The organism is Synergistales bacterium, from assembly GCA_021736445.1.
Taxonomy (GTDB): domain Bacteria; phylum Synergistota; class Synergistia; order Synergistales; family Aminiphilaceae; genus JAIPGA01.
Map to the genome: position 1 here is coordinate 1 of JAIPGA010000011.1, position 14,027 is coordinate 14,027.

General features: G+C 65.2%; 12 protein-coding genes and 1 riboswitch. Of the genes, 10 read left to right on the forward strand and 2 right to left on the reverse strand.

Annotated elements, in window-relative coordinates; translation table 11 throughout:
• The 3 genes from K9L28_03190 to sdaAA all read left to right on the forward strand — a co-directional run.
• Positions 1–1,153 (forward strand): AMP-binding protein (locus K9L28_03190; GenBank protein MCF7935335.1); only part of this gene is annotated, 1,153 nt, incomplete at its 5' end.
• A complete protein-coding gene (sdaAB, locus tag K9L28_03195; GenBank protein MCF7935336.1) occupies positions 1,143–1,814 on the forward strand; it encodes an L-serine ammonia-lyase, iron-sulfur-dependent subunit beta in 672 nt (223 codons plus the stop codon). The genes K9L28_03190 and sdaAB, both read left to right, overlap by 11 nt.
• A gap of 1 nt (position 1,815) precedes the next feature.
• On the forward strand, positions 1,816–2,685 hold the full coding sequence (gene sdaAA, locus K9L28_03200) for an L-serine ammonia-lyase, iron-sulfur-dependent, subunit alpha (protein ID MCF7935337.1): 870 nt from the start codon (positions 1,816–1,818) through the stop codon (positions 2,683–2,685).
• Positions 2,686–2,688: 3 nt separating this feature from the next.
• Here sdaAA and K9L28_03205 read toward each other — a convergent pair whose 3' ends face one another.
• Entirely contained in the window at positions 2,689–4,413 is a 1,725-nt protein-coding gene (locus K9L28_03205) for a hypothetical protein (protein MCF7935338.1), read from the reverse strand.
• 719 nt (positions 4,414–5,132) lie between these two features.
• Positions 5,133–5,248: riboswitch (molybdenum cofactor riboswitch) on the forward strand.
• 50 nt (positions 5,249–5,298) lie between these two features.
• Here K9L28_03205 and K9L28_03210 point away from each other — a divergent pair.
• The 5 genes from K9L28_03210 to K9L28_03230 all read left to right on the forward strand — a co-directional run bounded on the left by K9L28_03210 (position 5,299) and on the right by K9L28_03230 (position 10,400).
• A complete protein-coding gene (locus tag K9L28_03210) occupies positions 5,299–6,096 on the forward strand; it encodes an ABC transporter permease (protein MCF7935339.1) in 798 nt (265 codons plus the stop codon).
• Positions 6,093–7,121, forward strand: coding sequence for an ABC transporter ATP-binding protein (locus K9L28_03215; GenBank protein MCF7935340.1), 1,029 nt, complete (start codon positions 6,093–6,095; stop codon positions 7,119–7,121). The genes K9L28_03210 and K9L28_03215 overlap by 4 nt, the downstream gene beginning before the upstream one ends.
• A gap of 64 nt (positions 7,122–7,185) precedes the next feature.
• Positions 7,186–8,139: a substrate-binding domain-containing protein gene (locus K9L28_03220; GenBank protein ID MCF7935341.1), complete on the forward strand. Its 954-nt coding sequence runs from the start codon at positions 7,186–7,188 to the stop codon at positions 8,137–8,139.
• Between the two features lie 160 nt (positions 8,140–8,299).
• Positions 8,300–9,016 carry a response regulator transcription factor gene (locus tag K9L28_03225; protein ID MCF7935342.1) on the forward strand — a complete coding sequence of 239 codons (717 nt, stop codon included), beginning with the start codon at positions 8,300–8,302 and terminating at the stop codon, positions 9,014–9,016.
• On the forward strand, positions 9,009–10,400 hold the full coding sequence (locus K9L28_03230) for a HAMP domain-containing protein (GenBank protein MCF7935343.1): 1,392 nt from the start codon (positions 9,009–9,011) through the stop codon (positions 10,398–10,400). The genes K9L28_03225 and K9L28_03230 overlap by 8 nt, the downstream gene beginning before the upstream one ends.
• A 60-nt stretch (positions 10,401–10,460) precedes the next feature.
• Here K9L28_03230 and K9L28_03235 read toward each other — a convergent pair whose 3' ends face one another.
• Positions 10,461–11,423, reverse strand: a complete 963-nt coding sequence (locus K9L28_03235; GenBank protein MCF7935344.1) for a hypothetical protein — start codon at positions 11,421–11,423, stop codon at positions 10,461–10,463.
• A gap of 254 nt (positions 11,424–11,677) precedes the next feature.
• Here K9L28_03235 and K9L28_03240 point away from each other — a divergent pair, with 254 nt between their 5' ends.
• Together K9L28_03240 and K9L28_03245 are read left to right on the forward strand one after the other, a co-directional pair.
• Entirely contained in the window at positions 11,678–12,532 is an 855-nt protein-coding gene (locus tag K9L28_03240) for a MurR/RpiR family transcriptional regulator (protein MCF7935345.1), read from the forward strand.
• Positions 12,533–12,579: 47 nt separating this feature from the next.
• Positions 12,580–13,923 (forward strand): aspartate aminotransferase family protein, encoded by a 1,344-nt coding sequence (locus tag K9L28_03245; protein MCF7935346.1) that lies wholly within the window; start codon positions 12,580–12,582, stop codon positions 13,921–13,923.
• Positions 13,924–14,027 lie beyond the last annotated feature (104 nt).

Here is a 14,027-nt window from a genome sequence, read left to right on the forward strand (position 1 = left end):
CGCCCCGCTGGGGCTCCGTCCCCTCCAGCTGGTGATGGCCAACCCCCTGCACCACGCCAACTCCTCGGCCCTCTCCGACTGGTGCATGCGGGAGCCGGGCGCCGTCATCCACATGCTGCCCCGGTACGGCACCGCCTACTGGAGGGTCCTCGCAGAGGCCGCCTCCAGCGGAGGGGAGCTTCTCGCTCCGGCGGTGGCCCGACACATCGATTTCCTCCACAACCTGGCGGAGGAGGGCGCGCTCCCCATACCGGAAGAGAGACTGCGGGAGGTCCTCCCGCGGGTGCATTTCCTGCTCGGTTCCGCCCCGGTGGGCCCGACCACAGTGGAGCGGATTCGAGCGTGGACGGGACGCCCGCCGCTGGTCCGCTTCGGCTCCACCGAGACCTGTCTGCAGGCTCTGGGGACACCGACCTCGCTCTCCCCGGAGGAGTCCATGGAGGCCTTCCGGCGCGGCTGGCACCATACCCCTTCGCCGGGCTACTACATCGGGCGTCCCCATCCCCCGCATACCGAGGCGGCGGTCGTCAGGAGCACGGACCCTGCCGACGCAGGCTACCTCGTCCCCTGCCCCAACGGCGAGGAAGGCTATCTCATCGCCCGGGGCGGACACGTCATGGCCGGCTATCTCAACGACACCGAAGCGACCCGGGAGGTGCTTCGGGACGGCTGGTATCTGGGTTTCGGCGACATCGGCTTCACCCTGACCAGTCCGGCCGACGGTGGAAGGGACCACTACTGGCTGGGCAGGGATTCGGCCCTGGTGATCCGGGGCGGGGCGAACTACGCCTGTGACCAGATCAGCGCCGAACTGACCGCATTCCTGGAGAAACGCTACGGGATCGCCCCGTCAAGCGTGGATCTGGCCGTCGTGGGGATGCGCATGGAGAGCGAACACGAGGACAGCTGCTGCGTGACCATCGACACCAGCCGGCTCGACAGGGAAACCGAGGCAGAGCTCCGGCGATCCTTCATCGAGGAGGCGCGGCGGAAGGTCTCCAGGGGGGCCAGGCCTGACCGGCTCCGCTTCGGCGCCGTCCCGCGCAACTTCAAGGGGGCGGTCCGAATCAGGGAGCTCAAGGAGCTGTGGCGTACCGAAACGGCAACGCCTGAGAACACCCACAGAGAGGACGATGACGGCAATGCTTCTTGAAGAGATCATCGGACCGGTGATGATCGGCCCCTCTTCCAGTCATACGGCGGGAGCAGCCCGTCTGGGCAAGCTGGCCCGGACCTGCTGGGGGACCACGGAGGGTTCGGTGGAGATCTATCTGCGGGGGAGTTTCGCCACCACCGGCAAGGGACACGGGACAGACAGGGCGCTTCTGGCGGGGCTCATGGGGATGGACCCCGACGACCCGCAGATCCGGTCGGCCTACCAGGTCGCCGAAGAACGACAGCTGGTCTACACCTTCCACACCGAGGAGGTGGACGGCGCCCACCCGAATTCGGCGCGCTTCGTCTTCCGCAGCGGGAAGGACGAGGGGATGGAGGTTCTGGGGGCCTCCGTCGGGGGCGGAGCGGTGGAGCTGCAGGAGATCGACGGCTTCCGGCTCCGGCTCACCGGCGAGCTGCCCACGCTGGTCACCTTCCACAGGGACAGCCCCGGCGTCGCCTCGGTGGTCACCTCGGTCCTCACCGGGATGGAGATCAACATCGCCACCCCCACGCTGGCCCGCAAGACCCGGGGCGGTCTGGCCTCCATGGCCATCGAGATGGACGCCGGTACGGAACGCGACGTGGCCGATCGTGTCCGGAACGCCCACCCCTCGCTGCTGCGTGTGCTCTTCCTCGCCCCGGAAGGAGGCGACTGACATGCGCTCGCTGGACGAACTGACCACCCTCTGCAAGGAATGGCAGTGCTCCCTCCCCAAGACGATACTGCACACCAAAGAACAGGAGTCCGGCCAATCTCCGGAACACCAGCGGGAAGCAATGGCCTCCCGTCTCGCCGACATGCGCAGATCCGTGGAGGAAGCGCTCTCCACGGACCGGGAACCCCAGCTTGTGGAAAACCGGGCCCCTCTTCTCGGGGAGTACCGCCCCGCAGAGGGGCCGCTCTCGGGAGGGGTCATCCTGGAGGCCGGCCGGATCGCCCTGGCCGTGGCGGCGAGCAACGCCTGTATGGGGCGGATCGTGGCCGCTCCCACGGCGGGAAGCTGCGGTATCCTTCCGGGGATCCTCTTCAGCTACGACCACCACTTCAAACCGGGGGAGGCGGCCCTGGTGGACGCCCTGATCACCGCCGCCGGCATCGGGAACGTCATCGCCGAACGGGCCACACTGGCAGGGGCATCCGGCGGCTGCCAGGCCGAATGCGGCGCCGCCGCAGCGATGGGTGCCGGGGCGCTGGTCCAGCTCAGGGGCGGCAACGCCGACCAAATCTCCCAGGCGGCGGCACTGACTCTCAAATCGCTGCTCGGCCTGGTCTGTGACCCTGTAGGCGGCCTGGTGGAGGTGCCCTGCATTGTCCGAAACGGCACGCTCGTCGCGCTTTCCGCCATCGGCGCCGATATGGCCTTGGCCGGTGTTCGCTCGGCCATACCGGCAGACGAGGTGATCGACACCATGGGCGCCGTGGGCCGCGCTCTGCCGGAAACACTGCGGGAGACGGCCCGGGGCGGCCTCGCCGTCTCCCCCACCGGCCGGAGCTTCACAGAGAGACTGCGGGAGCAGTCCCCCTGATCGTCATCGCTGCTCTCCCCTTGCCTGCTCCCGGCCGGACCGGCGGGGGGAGAGCCCCTGGAGTGTCCTCGCCCGGTCACCCACGGGGATGCGGACGGTATAGCGCACCCCCGGCGGCCCTTCTACATCCAGGCTCCCGTTCAGCTGCCTGGCAAGCAACGTCACCATCTTCAGGCCCAGAGTCTCGGTCTGCTCCACATCGAAGCCCGGAGGCAGGCCGATACCGTCATCCTCCACGGAGAGAACAACCTCGCTCTGTCCTTCCGCCGTCACCCTGACGCAGACCGTCCCCGAGCGGCCATCCGGGAAGGCATGCTTGAAGGCATTGCTCAGCAGCTCCGTCACCAGCAGCCCCGCGGAGATGGCGCTGTCCACATCGAGTTCCACCGGGCCACCTTCCACCATAGTCTTTATGTTGCCGCTCCTCGCCTCGTAGGAGGTGCGGATATGTCGTTCCAGGGCCTTCAGATACTCGGGAACGTTGATGGAGGAGAGACGCTGGGACCGGTAGAGCCGCTCGTGGACCAGAGACATGCTCTTGACCCTGTTCCGGCTCTCCATCAGGGCTTCCCTGGCCGCCCCTTCGTTCAGGGTATCCATCTGCAGATGGAGGAGACTGCTCACCACCTGCAGGTTGTTCTTGACCCGGTGGTGCACCTCCCGGAGGAGCGCCTCCTTCTCCTCCACCGACTGCTGCAACTCCACGAGCGCCTGCTCCCGGTCGGTGAGGTCGCGGAAGGTCCAGACCCTGCCTGCGGTCTCCCGACCCACCCGGAAGGGCACCGAGTACCACTCAAAGACCCGGCCGTCGTGGAAGTGGAGCAGGTCGTAGCCCTCCTCGTCCTCCCGTTCCGCCGTATAGAGTGCGTCCACGCTCTCCAGGAAGGCGTCCGCATCGGAAAGCCTCTGCTTGTAGCGCTCCTTCCGGGATTCCAGCGGTGGAAGCGTCTCCTCCTCTACCGGAAAGCCCCAGATCAGACGGAACCGCCGATTGGACAGCAACGGGCTGTGCTCCCCATCCACCACGAGGATACCGTCTCCCACCGATTCCACCGTCGCCCGCAGGAGTGCGCGGGATCGCTCCAGCTTCTCTTCGGAGGCCTTCCAGTCCGTCATGTCCATACTCAGACCCAGTACATGGGCGGGGGACACCCCCGAAGCCGGGACCCCGATCCCGGCGGAGGCGAACCAGCGGAGCCTTCCCTCCCGGTCGTAGGCGGAATGCATCAACCTCTTTCCGCCGGCTTCTTCCGCCGTTACCGCACGGAGAAAGCTGCGGGCACGTCCTCTGTCATCCGGGTGCGACAGAAGCAGCCAGTCTTCCAGAGGTTCACCGGGGATATCTTCTTCCTCCGCCGGGTATCCAAGCATCCCCCGAAAACTTCTGGTTGGGCGAAACCGATCGCTCCCAGGGAAGTACTCCCACAGCCCCTGGCCGGAGACGGCAACAAGGCGCTCCAGCCGGCTGAAGGATTCCTGCGCTTCGGTCACCAGCGACCGCTCCAGCTCCAGACGTCTGCCCACCTCCCGGCGGGCGAAGAGAAAGAGCAGCGCACCGCTGGCCAGGACAAAGAAGACCCCCTTGATGGTCTGAAGGCGATTCAGCGCAGCAGGCACCTCTCCGACCAGCATGACGATGTGATCGGAGAAGAGGATCCACAATACCCCGAACAGGACAAACAGCCCCGCTATCCGGAGCGCTACCGCAGTACTGCCGTTCCCTTTCACCGAAGATCCCTCCCGACAGAAGGCTGCGCTGCCCCTGTCCTCCAGGATAGATTGCAGTTCGATTATACAGCACCATTTCTGCAGCTCTCCAGGAAAGATGGTGGGAACGTTCTTCACAGACGGTTGCATCTATCGGAAAAGAAAACGTTATATCCCCATGTTATCTCCGCAGCAGGGCCGCCACCGGAACAGCCAGGAGACACAGCATCAACCCTTGGCCAAACCCGACTGTACAGCCTCCTCCGCCCCCGGTCATCGGAACGGCTGTGGGGGTCGCCGTCGGCGCGGGACCGGTACGTTCCAGCCCTATGGGGAGACCCTCCAGCATATCGGGAGTAATGGCGCTGCCCCGATTCTTACCGTAGCCCCCACCTCCCAAGGTCATTCTCACTACCACAATGATTGTACGCCTCTCTAACACTCACCTGCAGGAATAACGGCCCAGCGCCATCTGCATCTCCTGTAACATCCTCGCGCAACAACGCCGGGCAAAGGGCTCCCGTTCCTGTGGCACACCTGACCATCAGTCCGACAGGAACGCAACGGCGGGGACTCCCTTGCGAAAAGCCCGGCAAACATGTAGACTTTAACGCTGAAAGGTGCCGTCCGGATTCTCTACTGCGGTGTCCTCTCCGAAAACGGTAGTCCCGTCGTGCTGTTCGTTCTGGTGGAATCAGCACATCCAGGGGCGGTACGCATCTGTTTTTCACCTTTAAAAAATCATATGTTTTCTCCGAGCCCCGCGGCCTTCCATCTGGGTGGCGGCGGGGCCGACAGGGTGGCGCTGGAAACGGCGTCGCCTCCCGGTGTGGAAAGGAGAACGTGGATTTCTGATCCTCCCTTTCTGCCGTGGGAGGATCTTTTTTTGTATTTGGTGGGATGTCAATGCGAATGTTTAAAAGCCGGGCCTGGTTTCCCGTCCTCATGGGCTCGTTCCTTGTGGCCTATGTGGTCTGGCCGCTGCTCAACATGTTCCTCCGGGCCGACTGGGGGATCGTGGCCTCCAGCGCCCGGGAACCCGAGGTGCTCGGAGCCCTCTGGCGCAGCATCTGGACCGCCGCGGCGTCCACCGGAATCATCGCGCTCTTCGGCACACCGCTGGCCTATCTGCTGGCCCGGAGGGAGTTCCGGGGCAAGTCCGTCCTGGAGGCCGTCATCGATCTGCCCATCATGGTACCCCACACCGTGGCCGGGATCGCCGTGCTCCTGGTGATCTCGCCGAAGGCGCCGCTGGGTGCGCTGATCAAGAGCCTGGGGCTCCAGCCGATCAACAGCGCCACGGGGATCGTCCTGGCCTGTATCTTCGTGAGCATCCCCTTCTATGTCGATTCGGCACGGGACGCCTTTGCGGGTGTCTCGCCGCATCTGGAGAAGGTGAGCCGCACACTGGGGGGCTCCATGCCCTATACGTTCTTCCACATCACCCTGCCGCTGGCCAGACGGGGGATCTTCTCGGGGCTCATCATGTCCTGGGCCAGAGCGGTGAGCGAGTTCGGCGCCATCGTGATCATCGCCTACCATCCCATGGTGGCACCGGTATTGATCTACGACCGCTTCCAGACCTTCGGGCTCAAGTACTCCTCCCCCATCGCCGTCCAGCTGATCTGCATCTCGCTCTTCATGTTCGTCACCCTCCGGCTGCTGGCCGGAAGGATCCGCATCGGGAGGGGCGAATCGTCGTGATCACACTGAAGGATGTCACCGTCCGGCTGCCGGGTTTCACGCTGGAACCGCTGTCCGTCCGCGTCGAGGAAGGGGAATTCTTCATGCTGGTGGGCCCCAGCGGTGCGGGCAAGACCATGCTGCTGGAATCCATCGCCGGTCTGCAGCCCCTCGCCTCGGGAACCATCACCGTCAGTGGCCGGGACATCACCGCAGAGCCGCCGGAGCGACGGGGCATCGCCCTGGTCTACCAGGACTACGCCCTCTTCCCCCACCTGAGCGTTGAGCAGAACATCCGCTACGGGCTCCGCTTCGCCGACGAACGGGACGAGAACCATGTGGCCCACCTCATCGAGACACTACGGCTGGATCATCTCCTGCGACGCAACCCGGAAACCCTCTCGGGAGGAGAGCAGCAGCGGGTGGCCCTGGCCAGGGCGCTGGCGGTGAAACCGTCGCTGCTCCTGCTGGACGAACCGCTCTCCTCGCTGGATCCAAGATTCCGGGAGGAGCTGCAGGAGCACCTCCGCTCCGTCCACGAAGCGGGGGTGACGATCCTCATGGTGACCCACGATTTCGGCGAGGTGCTCTCCCTGGGCAACCAGGTGGCCGTACTGCAGCAGGGAAGACTGCAGCAGAAAGGCGGGGTGGCCGAGGTCTTCCATACGCCGGCCAACCGGGAGGTAGCGGCCTTTGTGGGGATGAAAAACATCTTCCAGGCCTCGCTTCACGGCCGGTACGCACTGCTCGAAGGGGGAACGGAACTACTCCTGGGACGGGAGGTCGCCCAGCGGGAGGGATTCATCGGCATCCGGCCGGAGAACATCATCCTTGCCGCCAGGCCGGGGGCGAGCGACGCCGTGAACTGCTTCTGGGGGCGGATCATCTCCGTTACCCCCCGGGATGTAGCGCTGGAAGTCCTGCTGGAGACAGCGGATATCCGCCTCTTCGCCCACGTTCTCGCCAGCTCCTTCATGGAGCTGGGGCTCCATCCCGGCGAAACGGCCTGTATGCGTTTCAAGCCGGAGGCCGTTCATATCTTCTAGATGGCAGGGTTCTCCTGAGCCTTGGTCCATAGATCCACCACACACCACATACGGAGGTGCACCTATGAGAGGAATGCGGAAAGGGTTTATCGTAGCGGCGGTGTTCTGTCTGGCGATCCTGACGGCGATCCCCGCCTCGGCGGCGGAGAAGCTGATCGTCTTCCATGCAGGCAGCCTCAGCGCTCCAATGAAGGCCATCGAGGACCGGTTCGAGAAGGCCAATCCCGGTATCGACGTGCTCCGCGAGGCCGGCGGCAGCGCGTCCATGGCCAGGAAGATCATCGACCTGGACGGGGAATGCGACTGCTACTTTTCGGCGGACTACATGGTCATCGAACGGCTCCTGCGGCCCGAATACGCCGACTGGAACGCCATGTTCGCCAGCAACGAACTGGCCCTCATGTACGGCCCCCAATCGAAGTACGCCGACGAGGTCGACAGCGACAACTGGTACGAGATCCTGATGCGCGACGACGTCACCTGGGGGCACTCCAACCCCGATGCCGATCCCTGCGGCTACCGCGCCCTGATGGTGCTCCAGCTGGCCGAGGACTACTACGATCGGCCCGATCTCCACGAGGAGGCCATGGCCCATCCCGGCAGGGGTGTCCGGCCGAAGGCCATCGAGCTGATCGCCCAGGTGGACACCGGCGCCATGGACTATGCCTTCGAGTACAAGTCCGTGGCCGTCCAGCATGGTCTTCCCTACGTCACCTTCCCGCCGGAGATCAACCTCAGCGATCCCGCCTACGCCGACCTCTACTCCACCGCCGAGGTGGAACGGGCCGGCAGGGAACCCGGGGAGACAATCATCACCAAGGGGCAGCCCATCGTCTACGGCTGCACCATCCCCACAACAGCACCCCATCCGGACCTGGCATCGCGGTTCATGCAGTTTGTCCTCTCCCCCGACCATGGTCTGGCTGTCTTCGAGAGTATGGGACAGGGTATCGTCGGCCCCGAACGGGTGCACGGCGAGGACAATGTCCCCCAGAGCCTCGAGGGTCTCGTGCAGTAGACACCCCTCCCCCACGAGATCCTGGAGCGTACCACCCACCCACGGCCCGCGGGTTCCTTCGAACCCGCGGGTTTGTCGTATGTCCGCCCGACGCGACAGATGCCGACGGCGGCGGTATACTGAAAATGGGGATCCCCACGGAAAGGAACGAACGGACACCATGGCCGAAGAACATACGAAACGGCTTCTGCTGATCGAGGACGACCGGGAGCTCTGCGGACTCCTGGGGGAGTACCTGGAGGGCGAAGGGTTCGCCGTGGAATGCGTCCACGAAGGAGACGAGGGACTCCGGCGGGCCCTCGACGGCGGACATCACCTGGTGGTCCTGGATCTGATGCTCCCCGGCCTGCCGGGGCTGGACCTCCTCCGGTCCCTGCGGGGCCGGTCCTCCATCCCCGTCCTGATCCTCACCGCCAGGGGCGACGACGTGGACCGCATCCTCGGCCTGGAGCTCGGCGCCGACGACTATCTCCCCAAACCCTGCAATCCCCGGGAACTGGCCGCCAGGATCCGCTCCATCCTCCGTCGCACCCTCCCCACCGAAGGCCGGCAGGCCCGGATCGGGGGCGACCTGACGCTCTCCAGCGGGGCCTATACCGCCTGGCTGGGGGAGCGGCAGCTGGAGCTCACCACTACGGAGTTCAAGATTCTGGAGGTGCTCTTCAACCAGGCCGGAGGTGTCTGCAGCCGACAGGCTCTGAGCAGAAACGCCATGGGACGTCCCCTTACCCCCTTCGACCGGACCATCGACGTCCATGTGAGCAATCTGCGCAAGAAACTCGGCCCCCATCCCGACGGTACGGAGCGGATCCGGACCATCCGGGGGGAGGGGTACATGTACACCTTCCCGCACAGGGGCGAAGACCCTCATGATTAGCCTTCGCTCCGGCCTCTTCCGCCGGATCCTGTTCTGGTTTCTCATCGCCATGCTGGTAGCCGGGCTCGGCGGCACGGCGGTGACCATCCTGCTCACCCGGGAGGGCCTCCTCTTCTCGGGACGCAAGGAGCTCCTCCGCCACGCCGTGGCCACGCAGGGAGAGCGGGCGGCGGCGCTCTACGAAGAAGAGGGACGTCGAGGCCTCCGCGATTTCGCCCACAGGCTGCGACAGGAGACGGAACTCCATCTCATTCTCCTGGGGAACGAGGGAATCCCCCTCACCCCAGGCGGTCAGTCACCGATGTTTTCCAGGATGGTGGAGCGGATGCGGCGCAGCGACGAAAACTTCGCCATCGACCGCGGCATGCCCACGGCGAAGGCCGCCGTCACCGGGCCTTCGGGGGAAACCTACCTCGCCGTAGGCTTTCTCCGTCCCCCGCCTGAGGGGGCGCCACCCCGCACCGCGCTCCCCCTTCTCTGGTGGTTCGGCCTCATTGTGGCGGCGGGCACACTCTTCTGTGTTCTGCTGGCGGACCATCTGGCCCGTCCCATGCGGCGGCTTCAGGAGACCTCCCTCCATCTTGCAGGCGGCGACCTCACCGCCCGGGTAGAGGGCCCGATGCTCGCCGGAAAGGACGAACTGGCAGAACTCGGCCGGAGCATGAACTACATGGCCTCCCGCATCGAAGGGCTCGTCAATGGACAGCGCAGGCTCCTCCGTGACATCTCCCACGAGCTGCGGAGTCCTCTGGCGCGTCTCCAGGTGGCGCTGGAGCTGGCCCGGCGGGGAGGAGGAGGGCAGGCAGAGCGCCACCTGGACCGCATCGAGCTGGAATCCCGGCGTATGGAAGCACTGATCGCCCAGCTGCTGTCTCTGGTGCGTCTCCAGAACGGCCGCGAGGAGATCCACACCGAGGATGTGGATCTGGACGCCTTGCTGCGTGAGATCATCGACGACACCGCCTATGAGGAAACCGAACAGGGGAGAGAGCGCGTCGCATTCCAATCACCGGGAAGCGTGTCGGTCCGCGGCGACAGAACACTCCTGCACAGGGCCTTCGAGAACATCCTCCGCAACGCCCTGCGCCACACCGACCCCGATGCGGGGGTTGTGGCTACCCTGAAACGGGAGGGAGATCGGTGCATCGTGGGCATCCGGGATTTCGGAGAGGGTGTCCCCGAAGAAGAGCTGCAGAGCATCTTCGATCCCTTCTACCGCTCCGACAGCGCCCGCTCTCCGGGAGAGGGAGGAGCCGGCATCGGGCTGGCCATTGTCAGAGAGGGGATCGCCGCCCACGGTGGGGATGTGGAGGCACGGAACGCAGGAAAGGGCCTGGAGGTGGTGGTGCGCCTTCCCGCAAACCATAGGGAACGCCGGACATAGCCGTGGGCGCCCCGGGGGGCGCCCACGCAGTACCATCATACCCTGTCTGCGGCTCTGTCGCTACCAGCTGTGTTTCCCTTGCCCCCTGCGCATCCCCTGGCCGGGGGCTGTCTCCCCGGGACCGCCATCCCGCTGCCTGGGACCGGCCTGCATCCCCGGGCCCCGGCGGTGTCCGCCCCGCAGTACCGCAAGCTTCCGCCACTGGTCCAGAGTGAGGATCTCGGGCAGCCGCTCCCGCCACTGTCTGCCGTATTCGGTGACCGTCAACAGGGCATCGGCGTTGCCGGCGGCGAGTTCATCCAGCCTGGCCCCGCCGGTGGGATCCTGCAGCAGCGTCTGCATGGTGGCAGTGCGACGCTCCCTCAGCGCATCCACGGCCGCACCGAGATCCGCGCCGGAACGGAGATCGGCCAGCTGTTCCTGCTGCTGCGGGGAGAGCTCCAGTGTCCCTGCCGCTTCATCCAAAGCGGTGACAAAACGGGGCGAATCGTCTCTCCTGTAGGGGTGGGAGCCGCACTGTTCCAGCAGTTCGCTCCGCCGTTCCGCCGAAAGCGAAGAGAGCATATCCCCCACCTCGGCATACCAGAGCCGCTCCCGCCGGATCATGGCGCTGCGGAGCGCCTCCCTGTCCACCTCGACACCCCGGACCATCGCCGCGTAGTCCCGTCCGGTCTGCTGCAAGAGATCGAGATGCGCCGCGGCAAAGGCACGCCGGCGGTCATCCATGGCTGCGCGCTCCTCATCGGTCAGTCCCTGGACCATACCTCCGAGGAACATGCCGCCCAGTCCGGGTCCTCCGCCGATCATCCCTGCGCCGCGCCCCGCCCGACGGATGCCCGCGGAGGATGCCGGATCGTGGCGCCATGCTCTTTCGTCGGTGTCCCGCCGCTCCTGCATGAACCGTCCTTCACCCTTCATCCCCTGACCGGGGCCGTATGCCGAAGCCGGCAGCACCCCCGCCGCCAGCGACACCGCAAACACCGCGGCAACGCCAGCCAAAACACCTTTTTTCAAAACCGTCATCGCAATCAACCTCCCTCTGGATTCCAGTCGGAGCGCGCGTTTCCCGCCGCTCCGCCGACGATGCATATCCTACACCGGGCTGCGTTAAGGTGCGGTCAACCTCTGTAAAGGTATGTAAGGTCCTCTCCGCCAAGGCGATCGCGGGGCTCCGCATAGCCATTTGACAATACCGGGAATGAAGGCTATACTTTCCCCGTTGCAGGATTTCCTGCATGATGACCACAGTGATGTAACCTTACTTGCTTGGAGGAGCCATGATCCGACAGCGGATACACGACCGATTCAAGGAGCTCTCCGCAGGGCAGACACGCATCGCACGCTTCCTGCTGAGCAAGCCGAGGGAGGCGGCCTTCCTCACGGCCTCCGCACTGGGGAACCGTACGGACGTCAGCGAATCCACAGTGGTGCGCTTCGCCACGCTTCTCGGCTACTCCGGCTATCCGGAGCTGCGGCGGGCGGTGCAGGAGGAGCTGAAAAACCAGCTGTCCACGGCGGAGCGGCTCCAGAGCTTTCAGGAAGAGACACAGCTGCCGGAGCAGGAACTGGCCTCCTACACGATGCATATGGATCACAGCTGCCTCGGCGAGGCCACCTCACACGTCAGCCAGCACGAACTCAGCGCCTTCGCGGAAGCCCTGGCCGAGGCGGAACAGATTCTCGTCGTCGGTCGGCGGAGCGCCAAATCCCTGGCTGTCTACCTTTCCTACTATCTCTCCTGGCTCCACGAACAGGTGGAGCTGCTGGAAGGGGAATTCCACTGCGAGAGGTTCCTCATGCGCCCGAAGGGATGGTTCGTCGTGGGGCTCAGTTTCCCCCGGTACACGGCGGAAACCGTCGCGATCCTCCAGCAGGCGAAGGAACAGGGTCTCACCACCGGGGCCATCACCGATAGCGTGGCCAGCCCCGTCGCCGAAAGCACCGATCTGATCCTTACGGCCCCCTACAGTCCGGTTTCGTTCATCGACTCCTTCACGACCCCCATGAGTGTGCTCAACGCCCTTCTGCTGGAGGTGGCGGGGCGGGTCGGCCACGACAGGGTGGAAAAGCGCCTGGAACACTTCGAGGAGCTCTGGGCCGGACAGGGTATCTACCTACGGCAGAAACGCTAAAGGAGAAGCGGTGAAACCCAAACATTTGCAGAAAGGTGTTGGCACACATGTCACAGGAGGGCAAGGTCTTTCCCCGATCCTTCGCGCGCGCCATGCCCACGGCGGTCCGGGCGGAGGGCATCTACATCGAGGATGAGGAAGGAAAGCGCTACATCGACGGCTGCAGCGGCGCGCTGATCTCCAATCTGGGACACGGCGTTCCCGAGATTGTGGAGGCCCTGCAGCAGCAGCTCCAGACGCTCACCTTCGCGCATCCTTCGCGTTGGCGGAACAAGGCCGCAATGGAGGCGGCAGAGGAGGTGGCCTCCATCACACCGGCGGATATGGACTACCTCTGGCTGGTCAGCGGCGGCAGCGAGGCCATCGAGTCGGCGGTGAAGCTCGCCAGGCAGTACTACGTGGAGCGCGACGGAGCGGGCAGCGCCAAGCATCTCACCCTGGCCCGGTGGAACTCCTACCACGGGAGCACCCTGGGGACCCTGGCCGTCGGCGGGAACATGCCCCGGCGACGCCTCTTCTCCCCCATGTTCATGGAGCAGCCCAAGGTGCCGACCCACTACTGCTACCGCTGTCCCTACGGACTCACCTACCCCACCTGCGGGCTCCGCTGCGCCACGGACGTGGAACGGGCGATCAAGCGGATCGGACCGCAGTACATCGCCTCCTTCGTTGCGGAACCGGTCGTCGGTTCCTCGGTGGGGGCCCTCAATCCCCCCGAGGAGTACTGGCCGATGATCCGGGAGATCTGCAACCGGTATGACATCCTCCTGGTGGCCGACGAGATCATGACCGGCTTCGGCCGGACCGGCGAGTACTTCGCCGTCAACCACTGGGATGTGATTCCCGATATCATCGCCGTGGCCAAGGGAATGGCGGCGGGCTATGTCCCCACCGGAGGCATCATCGTCCGCGAGGCCATCGCGGACGCCATCCGGGAAGGGAGCGGGGCATTCACGCACGGCCACACCTACAACGGCAACCCCCTGAGCGGTACCGCCGTGGCGGCGGTGGTGCGCTACATCAAGGAGCACAAACTGGTGGCAAACGCCAGGAGTATGGGCGACCTCCTGGGCTCCAGAATGGAGCGTCTCCGCGACCACCCGCTGGTGGGCGACGTCCGCGGCCTCGGACTGATGCGCGGCGTCGAGCTGGTGGCCGACAAGGAAACCGGAGAACCCTTCCCGGCTTCCCGCAAGGCCACCTGGGTGGCCGCACGGACCTGCGCCGAACGGGGGCTGATGATCTATCCCGGCAGCGGCATGGTGGATGGTGTCGCAGGGGACCAATTCATGATCGCGCCGCCGCTGGTGGTCACCGAAGAGGAGATCAACGAGATCATGAACCGGCTCGAGGAAGGCCTCGACGCGGCACGGCACGAACTCCACCGCTAGGAGCGCTTCGGGAACCGCGAGGACACACCATGCCAAAGGGGGTGATCGGTTCGCTCGGAGAGAGGACGTGACAACCGTCCCGAAGAGGAATGGAGAAGACGTCT

Bases quoted from the DNA above. Each gene is read 5' to 3' on its own strand.
- sdaAB (MCF7935336.1), top strand. From the start codon at position 1,143: ATGCTTCTTGAAGAGATCATCGGACCGGTGATGATCGGCCCCTCTTCC.
- sdaAA (MCF7935337.1), top strand. From the start codon at position 1,816: ATGCGCTCGCTGGACGAACTGACCACCCTCTGCAAGGAATGGCAGTGC.
- K9L28_03210 (MCF7935339.1), top strand. From the start codon at position 5,299: ATGCGAATGTTTAAAAGCCGGGCCTGGTTTCCCGTCCTCATGGGCTCG.
- K9L28_03220 (MCF7935341.1), top strand. From the start codon at position 7,186: ATGAGAGGAATGCGGAAAGGGTTTATCGTAGCGGCGGTGTTCTGTCTG.
- K9L28_03225 (MCF7935342.1), top strand. From the start codon at position 8,300: ATGGCCGAAGAACATACGAAACGGCTTCTGCTGATCGAGGACGACCGG.
- K9L28_03230 (MCF7935343.1), top strand. From the start codon at position 9,009: ATGATTAGCCTTCGCTCCGGCCTCTTCCGCCGGATCCTGTTCTGGTTT.
- K9L28_03235 (MCF7935344.1), bottom strand. From the start codon at position 11,423: ATGACGGTTTTGAAAAAAGGTGTTTTGGCTGGCGTTGCCGCGGTGTTT.
- K9L28_03240 (MCF7935345.1), top strand. From the start codon at position 11,678: ATGATCCGACAGCGGATACACGACCGATTCAAGGAGCTCTCCGCAGGG.
- K9L28_03245 (MCF7935346.1), top strand. From the start codon at position 12,580: ATGTCACAGGAGGGCAAGGTCTTTCCCCGATCCTTCGCGCGCGCCATG.